Source organism: Dyadobacter luteus, assembly GCF_003383615.1.
Lineage (GTDB): Bacteria > Bacteroidota > Bacteroidia > Cytophagales > Spirosomataceae > Dyadobacter > Dyadobacter luteus.
This window is the reverse complement of the sequence record NZ_QNUL01000021.1, coordinates 78,821-94,152: the sequence shown is the minus strand read 5'-3', so window position 1 is coordinate 94,152 and position 15,332 is coordinate 78,821. Positions and strand designations below refer to the sequence as shown.

The 15,332-nt window shown below is 43.5% G+C and carries 10 protein-coding genes; 2 read left to right on the top strand and 8 right to left on the bottom strand.

The window, feature by feature from the left end:
• Positions 1-28: 28 nt before the first annotated feature.
• Together DSL64_RS21270 and xylA are read left to right on the top strand one after the other, a co-directional pair.
• Positions 29-2,146 carry a peptidylprolyl isomerase gene (locus tag DSL64_RS21270; protein WP_115832950.1) on the top strand — a complete coding sequence of 706 codons (2,118 nt, stop codon included), beginning with the start codon at positions 29-31 and terminating at the stop codon, positions 2,144-2,146.
• 345 nt (positions 2,147-2,491) lie between these two features.
• Positions 2,492-3,820: a xylose isomerase gene (gene xylA / locus DSL64_RS21265; protein WP_115832949.1), complete on the top strand. Its 1,329-nt coding sequence runs from the start codon at positions 2,492-2,494 to the stop codon at positions 3,818-3,820.
• A gap of 88 nt (positions 3,821-3,908) precedes the next feature.
• Here xylA and DSL64_RS21260 read toward each other — a convergent pair whose 3' ends face one another.
• The 8 genes from DSL64_RS21260 to DSL64_RS21225 form a co-directional block, all read right to left on the bottom strand.
• The gene (locus DSL64_RS21260) at positions 3,909-4,403 is read right to left on the bottom strand and encodes a hypothetical protein (protein ID WP_115832948.1); all 495 of its coding nucleotides are present in this window, start codon (positions 4,401-4,403) and stop codon (positions 3,909-3,911) included.
• 182 nt (positions 4,404-4,585) lie between these two features.
• Complete coding sequence (locus DSL64_RS21255) at positions 4,586-6,088, bottom strand: RagB/SusD family nutrient uptake outer membrane protein (RefSeq protein WP_115832947.1); 1,503 nt, start codon at positions 6,086-6,088, stop codon at positions 4,586-4,588.
• Between the two features lie 33 nt (positions 6,089-6,121).
• The gene (locus DSL64_RS21250) at positions 6,122-9,598 is read right to left on the bottom strand and encodes a SusC/RagA family TonB-linked outer membrane protein (protein ID WP_115832946.1); all 3,477 of its coding nucleotides are present in this window, start codon (positions 9,596-9,598) and stop codon (positions 6,122-6,124) included.
• Between the two features lie 21 nt (positions 9,599-9,619).
• Positions 9,620-10,639: a FecR family protein gene (locus DSL64_RS21245; protein ID WP_115832945.1), complete on the bottom strand. Its 1,020-nt coding sequence runs from the start codon at positions 10,637-10,639 to the stop codon at positions 9,620-9,622.
• A 36-nt stretch (positions 10,640-10,675) separates the two neighbouring features.
• Entirely contained in the window at positions 10,676-11,350 is a 675-nt protein-coding gene (locus tag DSL64_RS21240; protein ID WP_115832944.1) for an RNA polymerase sigma-70 factor, read from the bottom strand.
• 149 nt (positions 11,351-11,499) lie between these two features.
• The gene (locus DSL64_RS21235; RefSeq protein ID WP_115832943.1) at positions 11,500-13,218 is read right to left on the bottom strand and encodes a GMC oxidoreductase; all 1,719 of its coding nucleotides are present in this window, start codon (positions 13,216-13,218) and stop codon (positions 11,500-11,502) included.
• A gap of 82 nt (positions 13,219-13,300) precedes the next feature.
• Positions 13,301-13,819 (bottom strand): gluconate 2-dehydrogenase subunit 3 family protein, encoded by a 519-nt coding sequence (locus tag DSL64_RS21230; protein ID WP_229217174.1) that lies wholly within the window; start codon positions 13,817-13,819, stop codon positions 13,301-13,303.
• Between the two features lie 82 nt (positions 13,820-13,901).
• Positions 13,902-15,143 (bottom strand): MFS transporter, encoded by a 1,242-nt coding sequence (locus DSL64_RS21225; RefSeq protein ID WP_115832942.1) that lies wholly within the window; start codon positions 15,141-15,143, stop codon positions 13,902-13,904.
• Between the last annotated feature and the right edge of the window lie 189 nt (positions 15,144-15,332).

Genomic DNA, 15,332 nt, shown 5'->3' with positions numbered 1-15,332 from the left:
ATTTTGCGCACAAATTTGAAAAGAGAAAATGGCTTTAATTAACAAAATCAGAGAGAAGTCCGGTATCGCGGTTACGGTAATTGCTATCAGCTTAATCCTCTTCATGGTAGGAGGTGATCTTTTAGGACCTAATTCCATGCTCGGTGGAAACAACAATCAGGTTGTAGGTGAAATAGCTGGTAAAGAGATCAACATCAAGGACTTTCAGAGTCGGGTTGATGGTTTTCGACAAAACTACGAGGCGCAATCAGGTCGTAGCCTTAGCGAAAATGAGTTAGTTGCCCTACGCGATCAGGCATGGAATCAGTTTATTGTTGATATCGCCTACAGAGATCAGTTCGACGAACTTGGACTTACAGTTACAGATGAAGAATTGGTAGACATGGTTCAGGGAAACCACATCAGTCCATCTATTCTTCAGGCATTTTCGGATCCTACAACAGGTCGTTTTGACAAAAATGCAGTCGTTAACTATCTGAAAAACCTTAAAACGCTTCCTATTGAGCAACAAAAATCATGGGAGAATTTTGAGAAAAGTCTACGTGAAGAACGTATCCGCAGCAAATATGAAAACCTGCTGAAACTTTCGGCTTACACTCCGAAAGCACAGGCTGAAAAAGAATATCTGGCTCAAAACACCAAGGCAACACTTCGTTACCTGTATGTTCCTTACTTCTCAATTGTTGATACTACGATTAAAGTAACGGATTCTGAGTTGGAACAATATCTGAGCGCACACCGCTCTGAGTACAAAGGAACAGATACACGTTCTATCGAATACGTAACTTTCCCTGTACAACCTGCAAAGGATGACAGTGCTGCTCTTTACACAGAGATTAAAGAATTGGCTCGTGGATTGGCTACGGCTCCTAACGATTCAGCTTTTGCAAGCATGAACTCGGACATCTCACTTCCTGTGAACATGTCTCTGGCTACTATGTCAGACCAATTGAAAGAAGCTATAAAAACTTTCGTTCCTGGTGGTGTATATGGTCCATACCGTGAAGGAAATACTTATTTCATTTACAAATACGGCGGTACTAAGATCGATACTGTTTCTTCAGCAAGAGCAAGCCACATTCTGATTCGTGCAGAAAACCAGTCTGACTCAGCAAAAGCAGCAGCTCGTGTAAAAGCAGAAGGACTTCTTGCCCAGATTCGTTCTGGTGCTAACTTCGAAGCATTGGCAGCTACATCAAGCGCTGATCCGGGATCTGCTCAACGTGGTGGAGATTTGGGTTACTTCCAAAACAACGGTGCGATGGTGAAACCATTTGAAGAAGCTGTATTCTCTGCGTCTGCTCCTGGTTTGATCGGAAAGGTAGTAGAAAGCCAGTTTGGTTTCCACATTATCAAAGTAACTGCACCGAAATCTAACGTGCTTTACCGCGTTGCGGCAATTGGTAAAACAATTGCTCCTAGCCAGTCAACTCGTGACGAAGCTTACCGCAAAGCAGATGAGTTTGCTAACTCTGTAAAAACAAAAGAGCAGTTTAACGAAGCTGTGAAAAAAGACAAAGGACTTGTAGTAGCTACTGCTAACCGCATTCCTGAAACTGCAACCAACGTAAATGCAATCCAAAATGGCCGTGAAATCGTTCGCTGGGCATTTAAGGATGACTCTAAAATCAACTCAGTATCTCAGGTATTCGAAACTGAAGAGCAATATATCGTAGCTGTTCTTACTGGCAAGTCTGATCAGGACAACGTGAAAGTAGATGACTTCCGTGACGAATTGACTACCAAAGTACGTAACCAGAAGAAATCTGAGCAGATTACAGCTAAGCTGAAAGGTGCAACGGGAGATCTTGAAGCCATTGCGAAGAAATATGGCGCAGGTGCTCTTGTTGAATCAGCGACTGACATCACACTTGCAACAGGCTTCCTGAGCAGTGCAGGTTTCGATCCTATCGCTCTTGGAAAAGCTTTCGGTCTTAAAGCCGGACAGAAATCAGATGTGTTTACTGGTGAAAATGGTGTGTTCATCATGGAGCAAATCAACAAAACTGATGCTCCAAAAGTGGCAGACTTCACTCAGTACAAAACACAGCTTACGCAGTCTCTTGAAAGCCGTATGTCTTACCTGGTGAACGAGGCAATCCGTGAAAATGCTAAAATCGAAGACAGAAGAGCTAAGTTTTTCTGATAGTCGACTCAATAAAAATTAAAGTAAAAAGAGGAGCAGAAATTATATCTGCTCCTCTTTTTACTTTTACTACAAAAATTCAAAAAAAAGTGATAGTATTGCAGTATAAAATGTCAATGGTACACTTATTAATAAATAGGAGTTAAAGTGGTTATAGGAAGTTAAGGAGTTAGAGAAGTTATAGTAGAGTATAGCACTAGCCTGAAAGGCTTCTATCTCCCTAGCCCGGGGCAACGCCCCGAGGAGAGAGGAATTAACAATGAGAATAATAGGGAATTAGTAGATGATTCCAACCGGTTTTCAATAAAACGCATTTTTCGGAACGATAAACAATAAACAATAACAATGAGCATAGTACTTGGAGATCAGGAATACTTTAAGGGCATAGGCAAGATTGCCTACGAAGGACCAGAGTCAGACAACCCGCTTGCATACCGTTGGTATGATGAAAACCGTGTGGTTGGTGGAAAAACAATGAAAGAGCACTTGCGTTTTGCAATCGCTTACTGGCATACATTCTGCGGAAACGGCGGAGATCCTTTTGGCGGTCAGACATTGTTTTACCCATGGGATAAAAAAGCAGATGCGGTTGACCGTGCAAAAGACAAAGCAGATGCTGCTTTTGAATTGTTCACCAAATTAGGAACTCCATACTACTGCTTCCACGATGTGGACGTAGTTGACTATGCTGACGATGTACGTACGAATGAAAAACGTCTGGTTACATTGACAGAATATCTTGCTGCAAAACAAAAAGAATCAGGTATAAAATTGCTTTGGGGAACTGCTAACCTGTTCAGCCACCACCGTTACATGAATGGTGCTTCTACCAACCCTGACTTCGACGTTGTTTCTCATGCAGGTGCTCAGATCAAAATGGCACTGGATGCAACAATCGCTTTGGGTGGAGAGAACTACGTATTCTGGGGAGGTCGTGAAGGATACATGACCCTGTTGAACACAGATATGAAGCGTGAGCAGGAGCACTTCGCACAGATCCTTAAAATGTCTGTTGCTTATGCACGTGCCAATGGTTTCAAAGGTAAATTCTTCATTGAGCCAAAACCATGCGAGCCAACCAAACACCAGTATGACTACGATTCAGCAACTGTAATTGGCTTCCTTCGTCAGCACGATCTTCTTGAAGATTTCGCATTGAACCTTGAAGTGAACCACGCTACACTTGCCGGTCACACTTTCGAGCACGAATTGCAGGTTGCTGCAGATGCAGGTATCCTTGGATCTATCGATGCAAACCGTGGTGATTACCAAAACGGATGGGATACTGACCAGTTCCCTAACGACATCGCAGAATGGACTAAGGCATTGCTTGTAATCCTTAAGGCTGATGGTCTGAAGGGTGGTGGTATCAACTTTGATGCGAAACGTCGCAGAAACTCAACTGATGATGCGGATGTATTCCACGCACACATCGGCGGTATTGACGTAGTTGCACGTGCATTGGTTATTGCTGACAAAATCATTCAGCACGGAGAATATGACAAAATCCGTACAGATCGTTACGCTAGCTTCGATTCAGGAAAAGGTTCTGACTTCGAAAAAGGTGGTTTGAAACTGGAAGATTTGTTTGACCTTGCTGCAACAAAAGGTGAGCCTGCAACAATTTCAGGAAGACAAGAATATCTTGAAAATCTGATCAACAGATTTATCTGATAGTATCTATATTTAATAAAAAACCGGATTTCAGAAATTTCTAAAATCCGGTTTTTTAGTTATCCACCCTTATCAAATTACCGGCAGATTAATTATCCAGCTCATTGTCAATTACGGCGATCAATACATCTATTTCTTTCTGCACAGTTTCCAGCTGCTGATCCGTCATCGGACTTTGTATTTCAAGAATATTAGCCTGAAGTTGATCTCTCTCCTTGATCAGCTTATCCTGCTTTTCAGCCAGTTTTTTCTTCGAATTACCATCCGCGGAACTCAGCTTTTCGGTGATGTTCTTTAGTCTTGCATCAATTTTGCTTTCACGCTGTTTCAAGGAAGTCAGGTATTTCTCCTGTTTTTCAGAAAGTTTCTCACTGGCCTTTACAAGCTCTTTTTTTGCACCTTCAATTTCTTCCTGGTCTGCCTCCTGAGGAACGATCTGCCCGGCCTCCGCAGCTTTATCCAAAGCTTCTTCTTCCGCCTTAGCAAGTTCTTTTCTATCCTTCTCAGTAGAATTACAACTTACCAGAAATACACCACCGGCGATCATGGTATTAACCAGAATTAATTTAAGAATCCTTTTCATAATGTGGTTTCAGGTTTGATTTCTGCCACATCCGCGAAAATATAGTACCATACTGAAAATCAGCTCATTTAACAGTAATCTTGTAGAAAAGCCTGCTCTACATGTAGATGTTCCGGAGCATAAAAAACAAGTCACGGGAGAAATTGCCGCGACTTGTTAAAATGACATAAGACGATACTTTCTTAATAACCAGGTGTCGGAACCAGATTGGTGTTGTTACGAAGTTCAGTGGTTGGAATCGGGAATAACAACTCCCTCTCCCCTACTACCGGTCCGTACGAGAATTTGTGACCTACGTAATTTTCGAACTTCTTTGTTGTTACGTTGAATGCCTTACGCAAACGCACCATATCAAACCAGGTAATGTTCTCGAAGCACAGCTCGTGCCAGCGTTCTGTCCACACGGCCTCTCTGAAAACATCCTTGGAGATGCCGGAAAGCGCTGTCAGTTGCGCCCGTGTTCTGATTGCGTTCACTGCTTCATACGCCTTGGCAGTTGGTCCGCTCACTTCATTGGAAGCCTCCGCGTAGATCAGGAGTACGTCAGCATAGCGCAGCACCGACCAGTTCAGGTCACTGTTTGCGGAGGTAGTCTGGGCAACGTTATCAAAATGCTTATAGATAAAATAACCTCCGAGCGCCACTTCCTGATTACGGTTGCTTTCATTGGTAAATTTGGTAAAGAAGAACTGCTTCTCTTTGGCACGCAGATCATTCGCATCATACGACTTTACAAATTCATCAGTAGAATATAATCCGCCTGTCTCATCTGCATAAGCCGAAATATTCTTGTTATAAGGAATAATAGATGTTTGCAACGGAGATGGTATAATGCCTGTCCTGAACTGCACCATGAAAATATTCTCTTCGATATTTTTCTTGGAAGGATTGTGCAGATCGTCGTAGGTCGTGAACAATTTGAACTGCTTTGAATCTATCACTTCCTCAGCCTTCTTCGCGGCCAAATCATAGTATTCACTTCCTTTTTGTAAAGGATAACCAGCCATTGTCAGATATACCTTTGCCAACAGTGATTTCACAGCGCCCTGACTCACCCTTCCGGTTGCATCCACCCAGCCCAATCCAGCCTGTTCAGCTGTCTTCAAATCGGCTACAATCTGGGTGTATATATCTGCAGGAGCTACTTGTTTTGGACGAAGTTGTTCTGATTCCAGATTCACCGGTTCGGTGATCAATGGAATGTTACCAAACATCTGCACCAGATTGAAGTAGTAAAATGCTCTTAAAAAGTGAGCTTCTCCCAACAGCTTTTTCTTCGCTGTTTCATCCATCGTGATGGCTGGAATTCTGGCGATGGAAAGATTGGCATTACCTATCCCTTTATAATAAAATTCCCAGTAAGTCTGTCCATATCCGTTATCAGAGGTATTTCTCAGATCTTTGATAAAATAGCTGTTCACAGCCTGGCCTAAATCTGTTTTCGCCAAACCTGTTGCAAATTCCGGCATCATCCACGCTCCGCCGTTGAACCCACTGGCCAGAGGTACTCGCATATTGGCATAAATGGCATTTACAGAACTTGTAGCATGCTCAGGTTTTGTAAAATAATTGTCTTCGGTGAAGTTACTCGGATCGGACTCAACCAGAAAGTCGGAGCAACCGGGTAGCCACAATGCACAGGTAACCAATGCGAGCAGCTTATATTTTTTTGATATGATATTCATCTGTTTCCTCTTTAAAAAGGTCTTCAATTAAGATTACAAACCAATGTTAAGTCCGACCATAAAAACACGCGGACGCGGATAGTCATACAGACCTAACCCCTGATCGAAAGGTGAGCTGGAGTTGGATACCTCAGGATCAAATCCTTTGTACTTGGTCAACACGAAGAAGTTCTGCACTGAGCCATACACACGCAGACGATCCAGTTTTAGCTTCGAAACAGTGGTCGCCGGGAAATTATAAGCCAGCAACAGGTTACGTCCACGAATAAATGATGCATCTGTTACTTTGTGTGAGTCATTGTTGGTTGTATAGTAGGCGTTGATCGGTCTGATCTGTGCAATAGGCGTATTCTGATTGGTTTCGGTCCATGCATTCAAAACCGTTTTGTAACTATTCGCGATACCTTGTCTGTCCTCTGCAGAGTGAATACTTCTGTCAAGTACGTCGTTGCCGTACATATATTGAAGATCGACTGTCAAAGAGAAAGCTTTGTATTGGAATGTGTTCAGGAAAGTACCAAATCCATCAGGTATACCACGACCAATGATCGTTCTGTCATTATCGTTGATTGTACCGTCGTTGTTCAGATCCAGGTATTTTACGTCGCCCGGAAGCATGTTATATCTCTTTGCTTCTTCTGCCTCATTCGTTCCCCAGGTTCCTAAATGCTTTCTTCCAAAGAATGAACCTACAGGTTCTCCTACCCTAATCACCCCGTTTCCGGATAGAATATCACTTCCCCCCGAAAGTGCCAGTACTTTGTTTTTATTTACAGAAATATTAAAAGTGGTACTCCAGGTAAAATCCTCAGTTCTGATATTGGTGGAATTAATTGCAAACTCAACCCCTTTGTTTTCCATACTACCGATGTTAGTAAAGATGCTTCTGTATCCGCTGGTGAATGGCAATGGCGCATCCAAGAGCATATCATTCACTCTTCTGTGGTACAGATCCAGTTCGAAATTCAGTCGGTTGTTAAACAAACCTACTTCCAAACCTAAATCCACCTGTTGTGTTTTCTCCCATTGCAAATCTGCGTTTGACATTCTCGCAATCCCTGTTCCGATCTGGCGGCTTCCGTTGAAAATCACGCTATAGTCAACCTGTCCTGAGATATTGTTGGACATACCGGCCAATGCGCGGTATGCAGGAATTTCCGAGTTACCGGTTGCTCCGTAGCTTGCACGAATTTTAAGATTGGATATAGCCGGAACACTCTTCATAAATTCCTCTTCGTTGACGCGCCATGCTACAGCTGCAGAAGGGAAGAATGCATATCTATTGGACTCCCCGAATTTGGAAGAACCATCCATACGGCCTGTGAAAGTGATAAGATATTTACTCATCAGACTGTAGTTCAAACGGGCAAAATAGGAGTTCAGACCGTAAGCCGTAGCAAAAGAAGAAGAGGCTTGCGGCGTTGCACCTGCACCCAGGTTATTGAACTCAAAATAGGTATCATCGAAACCTTCAGCATTGGCAATACTTTCAAACTGATCCACGTGCTGCCACGACAAACCCGCCATCGCATTGATAGAGTGGATATTGCCAAAGTCTTTGAAATAAGTCAGGTAATTTTCAAACTGCCACGAGTTGTAACGGTTGTTACGTACTGAAGCATTCCCATTGGTAGAAATATACTGCATTCCCTTTGCAGCGAAATAATCGTTTCTTTGGTTGATGACGTTCGTTCCTAGTGTAGACCTCAGCTCTAATCCTTTGGCAAGATTTATTGTCGCGTACATACTACCCAGCATTGTTTGTGTACGAAGGAAGTAAAGTCTGTCTGTAGCTACACGAAGTGGGTTATCTCCACCTTCCATTCCCGGATAGTCCCGGTTACTGGCCCAGGTTCCGTCAGGATATCTTACCGGAATGATCGGCAGCGCTTCTATTACCTGGCGCATCGCAGTAATTCCACCACCACCCAGCTGGTCAATCTGTTTTTCGTTCTGATCGGTATAACCAAGTGTTCCACCTACTTTCAACCAGCTTTTAATCTGCGTATCAAATACAAAACGGCCTGCGAACCTTTTCTGCCAAGACTCCTTCATGACCCCGTTTTCATTACGGTAGTTTAGGAAAGCCCCATAGGTACCCTTTTCGTTGCCACCTGTAAATCCTAACTGGTGGTTCTGCGTTAATGCTTTCTGAAAAGATTCTTTTTGCCAATCTGTATCGTACAGAGGATTTCCCTGCGCATCGAATAATTTAGGATTGGTTCTCTTTGTCCTCGGATCAGTATACTTGGTACTCACGCCTGCATCATTAAATGCATTTGGGTCGTATTTTTTAGCATTGGCATAGGCCAGCTCTTCCACCGCCAGAAACTCTCTGGAATTGAGTACCTCCAACTTTCTCGGAGCCACACCAATACTAAAATCTGTATCGTAAGTGACACGACCAGCGCCGGAAGTACCGCGTTTGGTAGTTACGAGAATAACCCCGTTTGCACCACGTGCTCCATATATTGCTGTAGACGATGCGTCTTTCAGTACTTCAATAGATGCAATATCATTCGGATTGAGGTAATCGATTGGCGTACTTCCGTTTTGTAAATCCACCGCGTTCAGAATTACCCCGTCAATTACATACAAAGGATTATTGGAAACACTGATAGAACTCGCTCCACGAATCCGAATGTTGGCTCTTCCTCCGGGACGCCCTGAGTTAGAAGAAACATTTACCCCCGTAATACGGCCTGATAGTCCCTGGTTCAAAGAAGAAGCCGGTCTTTCCTGTAATACCTCCGCTTTAACGGTTCCTACAGCACCCGTTAAATCTGATTTTTTTACCGTTCCATAACCTACTACCACGACCTCCGCCAGCGCATTATCATCCGGAGCGAGGCTCACTGTGAGGTTTGTCTGATTACCCACCGCCACCTCTTTGGATTGGTAACCAACAAAACTAAAAACCAGCGTAGCCTGGCTGGCCTGATCATCGGGGACTTCCAGTTTGAAATCCCCTTCAACTCCTGTAGATGTACCTCGTTGCGTTCCTTTGAGCAGTACACTTACTCCCGGCAAAGCAGCACCAGTTTCATCGGACACTTTTCCGCTGATCACCCTATCTGCAACTACCTGTGCAACTGTAGATTCCATTGCCGACGCAGGATTTTCTAACGCAGCAGCATCTTTGGGTTTTTCACCATCTGGCTTTTTATTCTCAGTGATGACGTAGGTATTCTTCCTCGTTTTACGGTATTTCAACCCACTCTGATTCAGTATAACATCCAGATTTTTTTCAATAGGATCAGAAAGATTGAGCCTGTTGGACGCTACATTCACAGAAACCACCAGACGATCTTCAAACACAATTTCTACATCATAATGTTTTTGAAGATCAAGCAGAACGTTCTTCAGCTTCATTTCTTGCCTGTCGGCCATAGGCTGCCTGGTGCGCATGGCAGCAAAAGCAATTGGCTGAGCCTGAATAGCTGGCGTGACCTGTGTCATTACCACCAGTCCCATCGACAGCCACTGTTTTGCGGATAAATTTAGTCGCATCGTATAAAGGTTTAAGAATAATTAATGGGTGTTCAAAAGGATAGAATCTCCCGAAGACTGAACCTTAAGATCCAATACTTCAGATATTGTTTTCAGAAGTTCATCTGCATTTTTAGTCTGAAAATTGCCGGTAATCGTCCGTTTCCCTGTTTCGGGGTTGCTTGCAGACACTTTTTTTCCGAAGTTCTCCTCAATCATAGAAGCTATTTCATCTACCGACGTACCATCAAATACGTAGCGCTGCTCTTTCCAGGACACAAGCGCTTTGGTGTCACGGTTCTTTTCAATCTGCACTTTTCCTTTCTGATCCAATACAGCCAGGTCTCCGGGTACCATCATCACTTCTGACCTGTGATGGTCTCTGTCGTAATCAATTCTGACGCTGCCACTCGTAAGGGCTACCTTAGTGCCTCTTGGACGTGCAAAGACAGAAAACTGAGTCCCCAGTACTTCAACCTGAAACTTTTCGGAAGTTTTCACTACGAACCGTTTGTGATCGACTGTATGGCTTACTATAAACTCTCCTTCTCCTTTCAGATATACTTCCCGCACCTCATCACTGAAACCAAAACGAGGCACCTTAAGGCTCGAATTGGCATTCAGAGCAACCTTACTCCCGTCTTCCAGGAAGATATCGGTAGTCTGCCCGTAGGCTGTTTGGTAAGTCTTATACATGATAGGATCCCGAAAAAACCAGCCCGCACTTACCACAAATAGTACCGAAGCAGCAATAAACAAGACCCGACGTAACAACGGTGTACGTTCGTCAGCGTAGTAAATCCCCGCGGATTCAACATAATCGTCCTGTTTAACGCCGGACTCTATACCTGAATCGTCCATACGTTTCAGGAGCCGTTGCATGGCACTGTCCTGGTCGGCAGTAAACTGTGCATTATTAGTTTCATACTCGAGTAGCCATTCATAGAAAATCTCCGTGTTGTTAGCATCGGACAGCCATTCCATGACCAACTGTTTTTCCAGCGGGTTAGATCTGCCGGATAAATACTCAAAGAGCGTATGTTTTGAAATAGACGTTTTCATAGTCTGTATGGTGTGGTGCCCTCAGGCAGTCGGCGATCAGGAAATAATATGGAGTGAGCTCAAAACGAGTAAAAAGGATGTCATCCACTCGCCTTGTAAAGCAGATCTGAGTTGTTTCAGTGCTTTGGAAATGTGGACTTCAACCGTTTTTGGAGATATCTGTAACTCCTGAGCAATTTCATTGTACTTTTTATTCTCAAATCTGCTCATCAGGAAAACACGCTGACATTGAGATGGTAGCTTCCCAATGATGTCGTTGACTTTAAGATAGAGATTATTGTAGTGGATTTCTGCGTCGGGCTGTGGTTGCGTAGCAGAGAATACCGTTTCGCCGGAGGTTTCCAGGGAATCGGTGCGACCAAACTCGCGGCGTACATAAGTATAGCATTCGTTTCTTACCGCCCTGAAAAGATAACTCGTATAGGAAGAGGTGATATTCTCATAAGCACGGGTCCGATAGAATTGAAAGAAGACTTCACTCACCAGATCCTCGGCGATTTGCCTGGAATATACAAATCTGACTGCATGGCTGCATAGCGGTTTGTAGAATCTCCGGAACAGCAATTCCAGCCCTTTTGACGGACTTTCGTCAAAAGCCGCTTTGATAAATATAGCTACATCCACCTCTCGTGTGGAAGATGACTGCTGACCGGTATTGATCTGAAACGGGCTTACCGGACTACGTTCTTCATTTGACAAAGTATCCTGCATTGAGTCTCTTTTTAATGTAACAATGAAAAGACTTTCTTGCACTAAAACACCCTTAGTCTAAGTAAGAAAAAATAAAAACTATTTTAAATACAAAAAAAACCATGAAGCCAGGCTCCATGGTTTTCATTTTGTTAATATCAGTTACCGACTTACAAATTCATAGCCTTCATTTCCTTCACCGCGTGATCTACCGCGCGCGCAGAAAGTGCCATATAAGTCAAAGAAGGATTTTGTGTCGCTGTCGAGGTCATACATGCTCCATCAGTAACAAAAACATTTTTGGCTGCATGAAGCTGGTTCCATTTATTCAGCAATGACGTTTTCGGGTCTTTTCCCATGCGCACTCCACCCATTTCGTGAATGTCGTTCCCGGGGTTACGACCGTTGTCATGTGTACGAATGTTTTTGAAGCCTGCTTTTTCAAACATTTCGCTCACCTGCGTCATATAGTCTTTGATCATCTTCTCGTCGTTATCATCATACGCCACAGAAATTTTCAACTGAGGTATACCGAAAGGATCTTTCAAATCTTTTTCCAGCGCTACGTAATTACTTTCTTTTGGTATGGTTTCACCCATCATGTGAGATCCTACACTCCAGTTTCCGTATTTAGATTGAGCAAGATTCTCCTTAAGTGATTCTCCGAAACCACTTCTGTCATTATAAGTTCTTCTGTCTGCTCCAAATCCTGCCGCATAGCCTCGCAAGAAATCTGTTTCCTGCTGATGTACATTCCGGAAACGAGGTATATAGCCACTATTCGGTCTTTTTCCATCGGTAGTAGAATCAAGGAAACCTTCATACTCTCCTGAAACTGTCGCACGATAGTTATGGAAAGCGATATATTTACCCAATATCCCATTATCATTCCCAAGTCCATTCGGGAAACGTGATGATATAGAGTTCATCAATATCAGGTTGGTGTTAAGCGCAGCAGCATTTACAAAAATGATGTTGGCATAAAACTCCATCATTTCCTTCGTATTGGCATCCACTACTCGTACACCTGTAACTTTCTGCTTTTTGTCATCATATATCACCGAATGAACAACGGAATGCGGACGAAGCGTCATGTTACCAGTCTTCATGGCCCATGGCATCGTAGAAGCATTGCTGCTGAAATACCCGCCAAACGGACAACCACGCTCGCACATCACTCTGTGCTGACACTTTGCACGCCCCTGGTCCAGATGTATTTGTTTCGGCTCCGTAATATGAGCAGCTCGGCCAATAATGATATGGCGATCTTTATACTGCTTTGCAACCTGCTCTTTGAAGTACTTTTCAACACAGTTCAGATCATGCGGAGGTAAAAACTCACCATCCGGCAAGGCATCAATGCCGTCCTTGTTACCGGTGATACCCGCAAATTTCTCCACGTAGCTATACCAGGGTGCTATATCGTCATAGCCAATAGGCCACTCTACTGCAAATTTATCACGAGCTGGGCCTTCAAAATCGTATTTACTCCAACGCTGGGTTTGTCGTGCCCAAAGCAACGATTTACCACCTACCTGATATCCACGGATCCAGTCAAACGGGCGACCGGCATCCTGTACATAAGGATGCTCATTATCCTTCACAAAGAAATGCTGGGACGACTCTTTGAAGTTATAGCAACGACTTACAATCGGGTTTGCTTCGGTAATTTCCCGTGGCAAACGCTCCCTGTGCTCAAACTCCCAGGGCATCATGTTGGTTGTAGGGTAATCCGTAATGTGCTGTACATCACGTCCTCTTTCCAGCACCAATGTCTTTAATCCTTTTTCAGTCAGCTCTTTAGCCGACCATCCTCCGCTGATACCCGAGCCAATTACGATGGCATCATAGGTACGCGCTTTTTTACTATCTATATTGAAATTCGCCATTTTTTAAGGGAAAGGGGTTCGGGGCATAGGGCATGGGGTTATATTTCTTATACCCTCTTCCCCTTACCCCAAACCCTATGCATTATTTTTTCACAGGCACACAGCCATGATATCTTGCAGGTATCATTTCGTAATGCGTAATGTTCGTCATCACGTATTCCGAAGATGTATAACCCTGAATAGTCAGGTTTTTCACCAATCCTAAGAAACCTTTCAGATCAGCATCGCTGCCTTTATCGATACCTTCCAGAAGACTTAGTTGCTGCTGTTTGGTAAGATCGGCATAACTTTTATTAAAATTCTTTTTGCTGATTGCCTCCACCGCGTCAAGACCGGCAGACAAACCGGCCTGTGCTTTGGCATCGTAGCAATCCTTTACCATTTTCTCCACAAAGCCACCCACACCCAGTTCACGGGCTCCGGGCGTATCTGTTTTCGGTATAATAGTTTCTACTACCAATGCCAATGTCTCCGCTTTTCCGGCATCAAGCAATCCTACTGCCGAAACAGCCTTTGTATTCCAACCTGATGCCCAGGCCGGCATTACAACCATCGCGCCCATGGCTGCAGCCATATTTTTCAACGCCACACGTCTTTCCATTTCCAGTTCTGATTACAACTCCGAGACATAAATCCCGGATATTAAGGGTTAAAAAATGCTTTTCTTTCTATTTCAAATCTTTTTATTCTTCCAAAAAGTCAAGGTCACGACCATGCGTTTCCGGTATGGTTTGGATACAATACAAACCAATCACAAAGCAGATTACACCTACCAAAGCACCTGCATTGATCACCGAGAATGAATCCTTGAACAAAGAAAACAGGGTTGTCATACCTATTACAGTACCCCTTACCATGTTTGGCACTGTGGTGGCTGCAGTAGCCCGTAGGTTTGTCCCGAACTGCTCCGCACCTATAGTAACAAACATTGCCCAGTAACCAATTCCAAATCCAAGTAAAACAAGCACAATATACAATGTATCAGCTTTATTGATGCCTGCATAAAAATACGCAATACTGCACACTAACGTAAACAGCATCAGATAAAAAACGGCGCGTTTACGGGATTCAAGCCAATGACTCAGGAAACCACTGCAAAAGTCACCCACCGATAAACCCACATAACACCACATAATGGCCAGACCCGGCTTTATAGCTTCATCTGTTCCCAACGCTTTTCCGAACTCATTACTGAACGTTGCCAGAATACCGATTACAAACCAGGTAGGCAAACCAATCCCGATACATTTCAGATAACGAATAAGTCGCTCACGTTTGGTAAAAAGTGAAAAGAAATTTCCTTTCTCAATATGTTTCTGGTCTTTCAAATCTTTAAAAATACCTGATTCAAAAACACCTATGCGTAGCAGAAGCAAAGAAATACCTAATCCGCCTCCTATGAAATAAGCATAACGCCAGTCGAAAAACTCGACAGTGAAATAGGCCACTACAGCTCCCAACAAACCTACGCCAGCTACCAGAGAAGTACCGATGGCGCGTAGATGTTTTGGCAATATTTCGGAAACGAGCGTAATACCCGCGCCTAATTCACCCGCCAGACCGATTCCGGCAATGAAACGTAAAAGTTTATAGGTAGTAGGATCCTGAACAAAACCGCAGGCAATATTGGCCAATGAGTAGGTGATAATAGAGCCGAACAGAACTGAAAGTCTTCCTTTTTTATCTCCTAAAACTCCCCATAAAATTCCGCCAAGGAGTAGCCCTGCCATTTGCCAGTTGAGGATGCTGGCACCTGTTTGGGAAATTTCGGTGTCGGAAAGACCAAGCGAAGCTAAACTTGGCAACCGCACTATACCAAATAAAAGCAAATCGTAGATATCCACAAAGTAGCCCAATGCGGCCACAATTACCGGAGCACTGAAAAGATGTGAAAAATTAGAACGAGGTTCAGGAGTAATGGTCATGTGTAAAAGTTAAAAATATTTTCAGGGAGTAATTGAAACCGGCTTTCCCGCTTTTTGGTAAAGCCTCGACTTAAAAAATTATAAAAATTCTATTTTTTATTTTCTTAATACAGACAACAAAAAGCTACACTACCCCTCAGTCGCAAAAGAGAAATTATTATCGAGATCAGAAATAACATCAATTTTGGA

Coding starts and splice junctions, on each gene's coding strand:
- DSL64_RS21225 (WP_115832942.1), bottom strand. CDS start 15,143: ATGACCATTACTCCTGAACCTCGTTCTAATTTTTCACATCTTTTCAGT.
- DSL64_RS21250 (WP_115832946.1), bottom strand. CDS start 9,598: ATGCGACTAAATTTATCCGCAAAACAGTGGCTGTCGATGGGACTGGTG.
- DSL64_RS21240 (WP_115832944.1), bottom strand. CDS start 11,350: ATGCAGGATACTTTGTCAAATGAAGAACGTAGTCCGGTAAGCCCGTTT.
- xylA (WP_115832949.1), top strand. CDS start 2,492: ATGAGCATAGTACTTGGAGATCAGGAATACTTTAAGGGCATAGGCAAG.
- DSL64_RS21235 (WP_115832943.1), bottom strand. CDS start 13,218: ATGGCGAATTTCAATATAGATAGTAAAAAAGCGCGTACCTATGATGCC.
- DSL64_RS21260 (WP_115832948.1), bottom strand. CDS start 4,403: ATGAAAAGGATTCTTAAATTAATTCTGGTTAATACCATGATCGCCGGT.
- DSL64_RS21245 (WP_115832945.1), bottom strand. CDS start 10,639: ATGAAAACGTCTATTTCAAAACATACGCTCTTTGAGTATTTATCCGGC.
- DSL64_RS21255 (WP_115832947.1), bottom strand. CDS start 6,088: ATGAATATCATATCAAAAAAATATAAGCTGCTCGCATTGGTTACCTGT.
- DSL64_RS21230 (WP_229217174.1), bottom strand. CDS start 13,819: ATGGAAAGACGTGTGGCGTTGAAAAATATGGCTGCAGCCATGGGCGCG.
- DSL64_RS21270 (WP_115832950.1), top strand. CDS start 29: ATGGCTTTAATTAACAAAATCAGAGAGAAGTCCGGTATCGCGGTTACG.